Source organism: Cyanobium sp. A1C-AMD (genome assembly GCF_024346495.1).
Classification (GTDB): Bacteria; Cyanobacteriota; Cyanobacteriia; order PCC-6307; family Cyanobiaceae; genus Cyanobium_A; species Cyanobium_A usitatum.
Genome location: NZ_JAGQDB010000024.1, coordinates 18,357 through 28,964, shown reverse-complemented (window position 1 = coordinate 28,964; position 10,608 = coordinate 18,357). Strand labels below are relative to the sequence as shown.

Genomic DNA, 10,608 nt, shown 5'->3' with positions numbered 1-10,608 from the left:
CATAGGCCTCTACGTTAGTAATTGAGCTTGATTGTGTTGTAGCCGAATTGGGTGCCCCACTAGGCTGATTCAAATCACCACCCTGAGTTACCGAGGTAGTAATCGTATTGGTCTTGGTAACCGTTGCACCCAAGTTGGCAAGGTAATCAGCGGCGGCATTCGGGCCCACCTGATTTAGGCGATATACCTTAGATAACTGTGGCCCAAAGGTTTTGGATAAGGCTTTCGGACCGGCAAGAATCATGTTGCCCTCACGCCTTCCTTGCAAACCAGCTGCCAGCAAAGCAGTATTGAAAGCACGCCCAAAGCTTTCACCACGGAATGCCAGAGATATTCGAATTGATCCTGCATCTACGCCTCCCCCAGTAGAATTAGACGCATCAGGTTCTGCCACGTAAGCAAAACCATACCCCCCCACCTGAGCAAGAGCCATCAAGGCATCTTTAGCCGGAGCATTCTTAAGGGTCATGGTGACCGCAGGGCCACTTAGATTCAAATAACCAGGATTGCGCAGTGTCATCGACCCCACGGCCATATCCCCGAGCGGGGGCGCCACAGCCCGAGGCTGAAGCGGCGGCGCAAAGCTGGCCTGAGGGATATAGCCAGGCTGCTGAGCATTGAAACGAGCTACAGGAAGAGACAGCTGGGAAGATGCTGGGAAGCTGATGATCAAGCTGGCTCCATCACCACTGACCACAGGCCGGCCCAATGGGGCTCCCGCCACGGGGGTGACACCAACTCGGTAGCTACTGCCGGATCCGTCCAGCGTGATGGTCTGAAAACCCAGCTCGGGCAAAGACAGCCGCTGGGGGCCAACCCGTAGGCCCGAAGGAGTTGCTGTTGTAAGCAAACCCTGCCAGCCATTGGCACCACTGGATTGCTGCAGCTGCGGTGCCAGACCAGCACCTTCAATCACTAATTCAACCGAATCTCTGAGGCGTCGCACCTTTAGCTGCAAAGGCCCGGCAGTCGGCACCGCAGGAGCATTAGCACTGGGCGCTCCGGCCGCACTGCCGTTACCACCAGAGGCACGAGGGGCCGCATGAACAGCGGCTTCAGCCAGGGCAATTGCTGGGAGCACTGTGGCCAGGGCAGCCGATGCCAATCGAAACCGGAGAGGGCTTGCCAACTGGACCAATGCTACTTAAATTTAATCTTAGCGAAAATACTTCCGAAAAGCCAGGAGCCAATTAGTCAATCAGGACTTTTTAGGAATTGGCTGGGCTATCTTACTGTCAGTAGCTTGATAAGAAGTCAGCATTAATTTGAGCTCGGTTTTCGCCGCCACTGGGCCACTAGCTGGAACAGCAGTCCCGGCCGGTGGTGCAGCCTGAGCCCCAGACTTAGCTGGATCAACCACAGCCAAAGACAAGCTGCTCTGGCTCACAAGCACGCTGAGCTTTTCGGTGGCTCGCATAAATGCCAGCAGGCTTGGATAACTACCGCGAGCGGTGAGCAACACCTTCTGCTCCTTCAGCCCAGCCGCTTCCATAGGAGAAGCTGGCGGAGGTGGAGCCTGTTCACCCTTCTTTGCTTCTGCAGCGGGCACAGGTGCTAGCGCCGCCACTGGCTCATAGAGATCAAGCTGAACGCCGTGGCGCGCAGCTTCCGCGTCAAGCTGGGCAAGAAAGGTGACAAATTCGCCACTACCCTGAATTAATTGCAGCACCTGCAGCTGCTTACGCTCTGCCGCGGTCTTGGCCTCGGCGGTTTTGGCAATCTGGGATCTCAGTAGGGGGATGCGGCTCTTGAGTTCCTCCAGCTGGGCCAAGCGCGCACTGTCGGCTTGGAGGCGCAACCACTGAGGTACTACCCCAAAGCCAATAATCAAAGCAGTAACAACCGCACCAATACCAATCGGCACACCCAACAGCAAGCGCTGCTGCAACTTGGTGGCATTAGGGCTAGCAACATCTTGAAGATTAGTCATCAGAGCAAGCCCTCCTTTTGGAGCAGATCGAGGCGTCGCACCAAACCCTCGGAGCCCAGCTGGGTGAGGATTTGTTTTTCCGCTAGCGGACTAATCGGCGGGCGGAAATTTACCTGGATCTCAAAATTGACCGGTGCTACTACTGCTTGAGCCTGGGGTGTGCTGGCTGCACCCACTTCGCGGGAGGCCTTCACCAAGGTGATCGCATTGGGATCAAGCAAGGGCGAACGCTTCAGCTGCAGCTGCAGGGCATTGATACGGGCAAAAGCCTGGGGATCACGCGACAACCCCTTGAGGCGATAGCCAGTGCCTTCTTCAGCAGCACTGGTGAGCTGGATTCCCTCAGGCACCCTCATTTGCAGATCACGCAGCACTGCTGAACCGGATCGCACTGACAGCAAGCCCTTAACCAAATCCTGATTGGCCTTTGTCACCCCATTGAGCTTGGTTCTACTGGCGTTCAGCTGGGTTTCAAACAACTGCACCTCCGCTTCCACGGTGCCTAGGCCCTCGATCGCCGAGCTCACCATCAAGGCTCTCAAAAACACCAATACCGCCACGACAAGGGAAACGCCAACCAGTGCCGCACCAATCACCACACCCTGGACAAGCCAGCGGCGCCCCTGGATGGAGGCATCAGCTGGTTCGGGCAGATTCAGCTCCTGGCGTTTTTCACGCAGCAGATCAAACTGGGAGGCCATCGATGGGGAGCTCATTGGGCCAACTCCAGGCCGGCAAGTCCCTGCAGCACAAGGGATCCAAAGCCATCACACTCGAGCAGCTCGGCCTCCAGTCCTAGGGCCTGTTCCAAGCCTTCCAGATCCGGCGTTGATTCGGTGAGCAGCAGCCTCACGGATGCTTCGGGTGCATGGTGGCTGCGATAAAAATCCAGGCTCTGCTGCAGGGCTGGTAACAACTCCGGCATAGCCCCAGGCAGCAGCCGCTCAAATTCAGGCACGCCCTGGCGCCAGAGGGTTAGGACCGTCTGCTCATCAAGCGGCTGCAACAGGGCTACCAGGGTGGAGGCAGGTGTGGCTCTTAGTTCATCGCTAAGGGCTCCCATTAAGCACACCTGAGCCGGCAGCAGATGTTGCAGGGTGCCGCCAGCTATTGCAAACACCTCCACCCAGGCCTCCACCACCGAGCGAGCTGCGGCCACCACCAGGGAGCTGGCAGTATTTCCAGGTAGGGGCTGCACATCGACGTAAGCATCATCCAACGCAAACGGCAGCCCCAGATCCGGGTTCAGATCGCGTAGCTCATCGATCGAATCCACGGGATGCTGCGCGCTAGCCCATTCGACCACCCGCCAATGGGCCGCCTGGCGGGGCAGGGACACCACCAGCTGGGAATCAATCCCACCGTGCTCGAGCAGCAGATCACCGATGAAGTCGCCCACGGCATCCGCGAGCTGGGGCACCCCATTACGGCAGGTGCGCGCCGGTATCGGCGCCGACCAGGCTGGCTCAACTGGCTGGCCCCGTTTAACGGACTGGCCAAGCACCAAGTGCTCGGACAAATCCACCATCACCAGTTTCGGAAATAGCTGGGCACGGAGCGGGCGCCAAGTGTTTTGGAGTCCCGCCAGCACCAAGGTGCAAACCCATTCGCTATAGCAACTTACCGAACATTCAGCGCCAGGCCAGACCGGTGCCCACTGCTGCGCTGATATGGCTCAGGCCATGACGATCCAGCTGGGACGCCAGACCTTCCAAAATCTGCGGCACCAGCGCCGGCCCGCCGTAGATCCAGCCGGTATAGAGCTGCACCAGCGAGGCCCCCGCGGTGATCCGCTCCCAGGCGCTCTCGGCCGAATCGATCCCGCCGACGCCAATCAGGGGCAAGGCTGGACCCGCCGTGGCCCGCAGCCGACGCAGCACCTCAAGGGCCCTGCCCCGTAGGGGCACTCCGCTGAGGCCGCCGGCCTCCTCGGCCAATGTGCGGCCCGTCTGCACCAGGCGCCGCTGCTCCAGGCCAAGGCGATGCAGGCTGGTATTAACGGCGATTACGCCGGCCAGGCCCTCCTCGTAGGCCATGCGGGCGATGGCATCAATGGCGTCGTCCTCCAGATCCGGCGCGATCTTCACCAGCAGCGGCGGGCAGGCCGGCAAGCGCCGCAGCCGCTCCACCAGGCGCCGCAACAGGGTTTCCTCCTGCAGCTCCCGCAGACCCGGCGTGTTGGGCGAGCTCACATTGATCACCGCATAGTCGGCCAGGGGGGCGAGTAGCTCCAGGGAGGAGGCGTAGTCGTCGGGGGCCAGCTCCAGGGAGGTGATCTTGGATTTGCCCAGGTTGATACCAAGCACCGCCGGGCGCTGGCCCGGTGCCGGCAGCTGCTGACGCTCCAGGGTGCGGCGCAACACCTGGGCGCCGCCGTTGTTGAACCCCATGCGGTTGAGGGCAGCCCGCTCGGCCGCCAGCCGGAACAGCCGCGGCTTGGGATTGCCCGGCTGGCCATGCCAGGTGACCGTGCCCAACTCGGCAAAGCCAAAACCAAACAAATGCCAGATCCCTGCTGCTACACCGTTTTTATCAAATCCGGCCGCCAGGCCCACCGGGTTAGAGAAGCGGCAGCCAAACAGGGTTTGCTCCAGCCGTGGATCGGGGCGCTGCAGCTCAGCGGCCAAACCTGCCAGGGCACCACTCACGAAGGGCCACTGGCGCCGCAAAGAGGCCTGGGCCAGGGCCGTGAGGGTGAGCTGGCTGAGCTGCTCAGCGTCAGCGCCGTCATCACGGCCCAGCAGCGGACCCACCAGCCGCCCATACAAGGCGTCTGTACTGGTACTGACCGTGCTGGTGCGAACCGTGCCGGTGCCAGCCCTGCTCGATGAGCCTGAATCCACCATCAGCCGCCGCCTACTCCCGCGCGCCCAATCCTCCCTCGTCCCGTTGCAAACGCCAGCGCCCTCCCGCCAGGGGCAACACCTGCCAGTCGCGCCAGCGCCAGGGGCCACTGCGGCGCTCCAGTTGCTGCAAGGGCTGCTCCACCAGCTGGGCCAGCTCCACCAAGCTGAGGCCGTAGCCCTGGCCAGCGAAGCGATCGGCCAGCTCAAGGCGGCTCAACAGCTGCTGCAGGGCAGCAGGCGCCGGGTCGGCAATCCCTGGGCCAGGGGCGGCGGTTTTAGCGCTGGGAACATCGGCTTCGATCCGGGCAGTGGCGATCACCTCGCCAGCCGCCATGGCCGGCATCTGACCCTTGGAAAAAGCCACGGCGATCGCATCACAGCGGTCGTTGTCTGGATCACCGCTGTGACCCTTGACGTGCACCAGGGACACCCCCTCAAGCCTGGCCTGGTCCAGCTGCTCCCATAGATCCCGATTGAGCACCGCCCCGCCGGAGGCCGTGCGCCAGCCCTTGCGCTTCCAGCCCTGGATCCACTTGCTGAAACCATCGATCAGGTAGCGGCTATCGGTGCGGATGCTGAGCTGGTCCGGACGGGGCAGCTCCTTGATGGCCTCCAGCAAAGCCAGGGCTGCGGTGAGCTCCATGCGGTTGTTGGTGGTGGCCCGATCGGCGCCGCCCATCTCATGCACCGAGCCATCCTCGAAGCGCAGCAAGGCGCCCCAGCCGCCTGGACCCGGATTGCCACTGCAAGCACCATCACAGGCCGCAGCCACCACTTTCACCGGCTTAGCCGCCACTGGACAACCCCCGAAAATTCGCTAGAGAACCCATCTGACCGCTTGCTGCGCCCCGCCATGGACCCATCCAAACCGGGCCTGACCAGAAGCCGGGCAGAGCGCCGAACCTACCGTCCCTGGCGCAACGCCCTGCTGGCAGGTGCGGCCCTGGCCGCCCTCACCCCCTGGGCAGAGGCCGCCAACCTGTTCAATAGCCGGCCGCTCGATGCCAGCCGCTTCGCCGTGCTGGCGCGGCCCCTGGGGCGCAACGACTGGAACCTGCTGGTGCTTGAGCAGATCCAACCCCAGCCCCGCTGCTGGGAGGAGCGCCCCGACGGCCTGATCGACCCGGCCCTCAACCGCTTCAACTACACCGGCATCTGCAGCCGCTATCTCGACAGCAACGGCTACTCCCTGCGCATCGGCGATCAGGATCTGGCCAGTCGCTACCGGCTGCAGCTGCGCCAGAGCGGCAACGAACTGCAACTGCAGGCCAGCACCCCCAGCGATCCCACCACCCTGGTGGTTGCCCGCGCCAAGGTGCCCCTGCGGGATCGAGATGGGTTTGTAGCCCTGAAGCTCGAAGCCGGCTGGGACCTGCAACGCCGCAGCTTTGGCGAGCAGACCCTCAATCACCTGTACTTCGCCAACGCCGCACCCCTGCCCCAGCTACTAGCCGCAGCCAGCGGCATCTCCCAACCCCCAGCCAGGCCTGGAGCCCAGCTCGGCCTGCGTCCGCCGGTTGCCCCCCCGAACCTGCTGGCCCAGGGGACGGGCCAGGGCCCTATTCGCTTGCCAGTGATCCCCTTCCGCGATTGAAGCCCGGGTGCCAGTTGCCGGAGAGTCCCAGTCCAGCTAGCCGATCCCAAAGCCTGCCATTAAGTTTCTGGGGTGTGAGGAGTGGGAACGCTCTTCCGGGGTCGAAACGAGGACAGACTCCCAGAATCGTTCCAACTCAGAGCCCTGCCTTCGGCGGGGCTTTTTTATTGGTCACCTCTTTTTGTTGGTCCCTTCTTTTTATTAGTTACTGCATCAAAAAACCGGCCCTGAAGGGGCCGGTCTGATGGCAACGAATGACGTTGGCAGAAAGGTGATAGGGCCCCGCAGGGCCCCAGCGATCACTTGATCGAAACCTTGCCGCCGACTTCTTCCACAGCTTTTTTGATGGATTCGGCTTCGCCTTTGGCGATGCCTTCCTTGATGGCGCATGGAGCGCTTTCCACCAGGGCCTTGGCTTCGCCCAGGCCGAGGCCGGTGACTTCGCGGACGGCCTTGAGGACCTTGATCTTGGCAGTGGCGTCAAAGCTGTCGAGCATGACGTCGAATTCGGTCTGCTCCTCGACGGCTTCAGCGGCAGCAGCGGGAGCTGCGGCCATCATGACGCCCGCGGAAGCGGCGGCGGATACACCAAAAGCCTCTTCAATCTGCTTGACGAGCTCGGAAGCTTCAAGCAGGGAAAGAGTCTTCAGTGACTCGAGAATTTGGTCGGTTGTAGCGGACATGGTTGAGAATCAGCAACAGATCTGTTTGTGAACAGTCGGATCGGGGGAGCTCAGCTTTCGCCTTCGGCGTGCTGTTTGAGCGCCCGGGCAAGACCGGACGGAACCTCGTTGATACCCACGGCCAACTTGGTAGCCACGGCATTAATCGCACCTGCGATCTGGGCCATGAGCACCTCCTTGGAGGGCAGATCTCCGATGGCCTTGATGTCTTTTTCGGAGAGGAGTTTGCCTTCGAAAAGGCCACCCTTCACCTCAGACTTCTTCGTGTCCTTCTGGAAGGACTGCACGGCCTTCACCGCACCACCCACATCGCCCTTAACAAGGACGAAAGCGTTGGAGCCGGTGAGCAGAGAATCGAGATTCGCCCAGGCGGTATTTCCATCAATGGCGCGGCGCATCAAGGTGTTTTTGGTCACCTTGCACACCCCCTTGCTGGCCTGCAGACGAATCCGCAGATCAGACATCTCCTTGATGGACAAGCCCTTGAAATCAAGGACAAGCGCCATTTCGGCCTCGCCGAGGAGCCCCTTGAGCTCATCGACGATCTGTTGCTTGCTCTCCAGCGTGCGGCCCATAGGAAAGGAACGGATCAGGGGAACAAGCCGGGAACGCAGCCCGGGACGTTGACTTTTCCCAAGGGAAAGGTCAACTCGAGGCCGCTGCACGCTCCACAACCCTTCCGGACGAATCCTTCCTGGTGCCAAACCTGTCGCGATCACCTCGGCAGGACTTATGGACCGAAATCCACCTGCTGTCTGGGGTAGGGCGCGTGCCCTTCTGGACAAAGCCAGAGGTCCACACTACACACTGCCCACACCCGAGCCCAGCCATGCCTGCCTCTCGCCGCCGCGGCGCCAAGCTGCTGCTCAGCTTGGTGATGGCCTTGGTGGTCGGCCTGGCAATTCCAGCTGGAGCGGCCCCCACCTGGACCGTAGGCACCGATCCCACCTATGCCCCCTTCGGCATGACTGATGGCGCCAGCGGCGAGCTGCGGGGCTTCGATATCGAACTGATCGAAGCGATCGCCAAGCGCACTGGCCAGCGGCTAAAGCTCACAGCTCTGCCCTTCGATGGCCTGATACCTGCCCTGCAAGCGGGCAACCTCGACCTGGCGATCAGCGCCATGACGATCACCGCAGAGCGGGCCGAAACCGTCGACTTTTCGCGCCCCTATTTTGCCGCTGGCTTGGGCATAGTTGTGCGGCGAGGCACCCGGGGCATCGCCAACCTCAAAGATCTAGAAGGACGCACGATCGCCGTTCAGATCGGTTCCACGGGTGCAAAGGCCATGGCAGCCGTGCCGGGAGCCAAGCTCAGCACCTTTGATTCAGGTCCTCTTGCCCTGCAGGAGCTTCTGAACGGCCACGTGGAGGCCTACGTAAATGACCTGCCTGCCACCCTTTACGCGATCGAAACCGCTGGCCTCGATGGCATCGAGATCGCCGGCAAGCCCCTCACTAGCGACTTCTACGGCATCGCCTTCCCCAAGGGCTCTGGCCTGCGCGAAGCAGTAAACAAGGGGCTGGGCCAGGTACTGGCCGATGGCAGCTACGCCCGTATCTATGAGCGTTGGTTTGGGCAGAGCCCGCCAGCTCTACCCCAGCGAGCCCCTGCTCTCGATAGCCGCAGCGATAGCGCCGGACTTGACGGGGTGCAGTTGCTGCGCAATTTGATCCGCGGTGCGGGCGTGACCCTGGCGCTAACCCTCTGCTCCTTCGGCCTAGGCCTGATCGGAGCTGGCCTGGTAGCTGCGGGGCTACTGGGGGCCAACCCAGTAATGCAGCGCTGCTGCCGCATCTACGTCGACTTCTTTCGCGGCACGCCAATTTTGGTGCAGCTGTTCGTGATTTACTTCGGCGTGCCTGCCCTAGCCCGCCAAATGGGACTAGAGCTGCAACTAGATCGCTTCGCTGCCGCAGTGCTCGCCCTAGGGCTAAACGGCGCTGCCTACCTGGCAGAAACCCTACGAGCAGGAATTATTTCCATTGACCGGGGCCAATGGGAGGCCTCAAGGGCCCTGGGTCTCAAGCCCCTAACGGCGCTGCAGCTAGTGATCATGCCCCAGGCCCTGCAGCGGGTGCTGCCCTCCTTAGCCAATGAGTTCATCACGCTGATTAAGGACACCAGCCTGGCGGCGGTGATCGGCTTCGACGAACTTTTCCGCCAAGGGCAGCTGGTGGTGGCCACCAGCTACCGGGCGTTTGAGGTTTACCTAGCGGTGGCCTTGGTTTACCTAGTGATGACCACCACGGCCTCGCTGCTGTTCAAGCAGCTGGAGCGGCGACTCAGCCTTCCTGCTTGAGGTCCTGCAGGGCCGAGAAGTCAACTTCCACCGAGGGGCCCATGGTGGAGGTCACATAGAGGCTCCTCCAATAGCGGCCTTTCGCACCGCTGGGCTTATTGCGATCGATGGTCTCCTGCAGGGCCTTGAGGTTCTCGAGCAATTTGGCCGCAGTGAAGCTGGCCTTGCCAAAGCGCACGTGCACGATGCCGCTGCGGTCGGCGCGGAACTCAAGTTTGCCGGCCTTGAACTCGTTGATGGCGCCAGCCAGATCGGTGGTGACGGTGCCGGCCTTGGGGTTGGGCATCAGGCCGCGGGGACCTAGCACCCGGCCAAGCTTGGCCACCTTGGGCATCATGTCCGGGGTGGCGATCAACAAATCGAAGTTCATCTCGCCCTTGGCGATCTGATCCACCAGATCGTCGTCGCCAGCGAGGTCGGCGCCGGCAGCCTTGGCGGCGGCCACGGCTTCACCGCGGGCGATCACGGCAATGCGGATCGACTGGCCGGTGCCGTTGGGCAGGGCCACGGTGGTGCGCAGCTGCTGGTCGGTGTACTTGGGATCGATCCCGAGGCGCACGTGGGCCTCCAGGGTTTCGTCAAACTTGGCGTTGGCGTTGGTCTGAACCAGCTCAATGGCCTCGAGGGGGCCGTAGCTGCGGTCTTCGACCTTGGCGCTGAGCGCTAAGAAGCGCTTAGAGATTTTCGGCATGGTGGGGATGGGGTACGGGCGATTCAGGGCGTGGCTGTTGAGCAGATGAACTGGTCAAGGCTGCCTGGATCTCCCCCGAATAAGGGGTGGAATTAATCGTTAACGGCGACGCCCATGTTGCGGGCGGTGCCTTCGATGATGCGCATGGCCGATTCAACGCTGGTGCAGTTGAGGTCGGGCAGCTTGGTTTTGGCGATCTCCTCGAGCTGGGCGCGGCTGATGGCACCCACCGAACCCTTGGCAGAGGTGGCGGCACCCTTCTCGATACCGGCTGCTTTGGAGATCAGCACGGAAGCGGGAGGGGTCTTGGTGATGAAGGTGAAGCTGCGGTCTTCAAAGACCGAAATTTCAACCGGGATCACATATCCAGCCTTCTCCTGCGTCCGAGCGTTGTACTCCTTGCAGAACGCCATGATGTTGACGCCGTGCTGACCGAGGGCAGGGCCCACCGGCGGCGCGGGGTTGGCTTTGCCGGCCTGGAGGGCCAGCTTGATAACGGCAACGACTTTCTTGGCCATCGTCTAAGGCTACGGGGCGAATCTGCGGATCACCCCCATCGCCG

Annotated in this window: 11 protein-coding genes and 1 pseudogene; 2 read left to right on the top strand and 10 right to left on the bottom strand. The window is 61.8% G+C overall.

Annotation, left to right across the window (positions count from 1 at the left end; all coding sequences use genetic code 11):
- The 6 genes and pseudogenes from KBY74_RS13845 to KBY74_RS05985 all read right to left on the bottom strand — a co-directional run.
- Positions 1-916 (bottom strand): annotated as a pseudogene (locus KBY74_RS13845) (hypothetical protein); the annotation flags it as partial.
- A 282-nt stretch (positions 917-1,198) separates the two neighbouring features.
- Positions 1,199-1,930: a hypothetical protein gene (locus KBY74_RS06005; RefSeq protein WP_254941905.1), complete on the bottom strand. Its 732-nt coding sequence runs from the start codon at positions 1,928-1,930 to the stop codon at positions 1,199-1,201.
- The gene (locus KBY74_RS06000; RefSeq protein WP_254941904.1) at positions 1,930-2,646 is read right to left on the bottom strand and encodes a PilN domain-containing protein; all 717 of its coding nucleotides are present in this window, start codon (positions 2,644-2,646) and stop codon (positions 1,930-1,932) included. The genes KBY74_RS06005 and KBY74_RS06000 overlap by 1 nt, the downstream gene beginning before the upstream one ends.
- Positions 2,643-3,458, bottom strand: coding sequence for a type IV pilus biogenesis protein PilM (pilM, locus tag KBY74_RS05995; protein ID WP_254941903.1), 816 nt, complete (start codon positions 3,456-3,458; stop codon positions 2,643-2,645). The genes KBY74_RS06000 and pilM overlap by 4 nt, the downstream gene beginning before the upstream one ends.
- Positions 3,459-3,561: 103 nt before the next feature.
- Positions 3,562-4,776 (bottom strand): quinone-dependent dihydroorotate dehydrogenase, encoded by a 1,215-nt coding sequence (locus KBY74_RS05990; protein ID WP_254941902.1) that lies wholly within the window; start codon positions 4,774-4,776, stop codon positions 3,562-3,564.
- A 10-nt stretch (positions 4,777-4,786) separates the two neighbouring features.
- A complete protein-coding gene (locus KBY74_RS05985; protein WP_396123103.1) occupies positions 4,787-5,557 on the bottom strand; it encodes a ribonuclease H in 771 nt (256 codons plus the stop codon).
- A 72-nt stretch (positions 5,558-5,629) separates the two neighbouring features.
- Between KBY74_RS05985 and KBY74_RS05980 the strand changes: the two genes are divergently transcribed.
- The gene (locus tag KBY74_RS05980) at positions 5,630-6,370 is read left to right on the top strand and encodes a DUF3747 domain-containing protein (RefSeq protein ID WP_254941900.1); all 741 of its coding nucleotides are present in this window, start codon (positions 5,630-5,632) and stop codon (positions 6,368-6,370) included.
- A gap of 299 nt (positions 6,371-6,669) precedes the next feature.
- Here the strand turns inward: KBY74_RS05980 and rplL are convergent, their stop codons facing one another.
- Entirely contained in the window at positions 6,670-7,053 is a 384-nt protein-coding gene (gene rplL, locus KBY74_RS05975) for a 50S ribosomal protein L7/L12 (protein WP_106632876.1), read from the bottom strand.
- Positions 7,054-7,103: 50 nt separating this feature from the next.
- Positions 7,104-7,628 carry a 50S ribosomal protein L10 gene (gene rplJ / locus KBY74_RS05970; RefSeq protein WP_106632875.1) on the bottom strand — a complete coding sequence of 175 codons (525 nt, stop codon included), beginning with the start codon at positions 7,626-7,628 and terminating at the stop codon, positions 7,104-7,106.
- 254 nt (positions 7,629-7,882) lie between these two features.
- On the opposite strand from rplJ, the gene KBY74_RS05965 reads away from it, so the two are divergent.
- The gene (locus tag KBY74_RS05965; RefSeq protein WP_254941899.1) at positions 7,883-9,355 is read left to right on the top strand and encodes an ABC transporter permease subunit; all 1,473 of its coding nucleotides are present in this window, start codon (positions 7,883-7,885) and stop codon (positions 9,353-9,355) included.
- On the opposite strand, the gene rplA is transcribed toward KBY74_RS05965, so the two are convergent.
- Together rplA and rplK are read right to left on the bottom strand one after the other, a co-directional pair.
- Positions 9,339-10,046 (bottom strand): 50S ribosomal protein L1, encoded by a 708-nt coding sequence (gene rplA, locus KBY74_RS05960; protein WP_254941898.1) that lies wholly within the window; start codon positions 10,044-10,046, stop codon positions 9,339-9,341. The genes KBY74_RS05965 and rplA overlap by 17 nt on opposite strands.
- 92 nt (positions 10,047-10,138) lie before the next feature.
- Positions 10,139-10,564, bottom strand: coding sequence for a 50S ribosomal protein L11 (gene rplK, locus KBY74_RS05955; RefSeq protein WP_106632872.1), 426 nt, complete (start codon positions 10,562-10,564; stop codon positions 10,139-10,141).
- Positions 10,565-10,608: the final 44 nt, after the last annotated feature.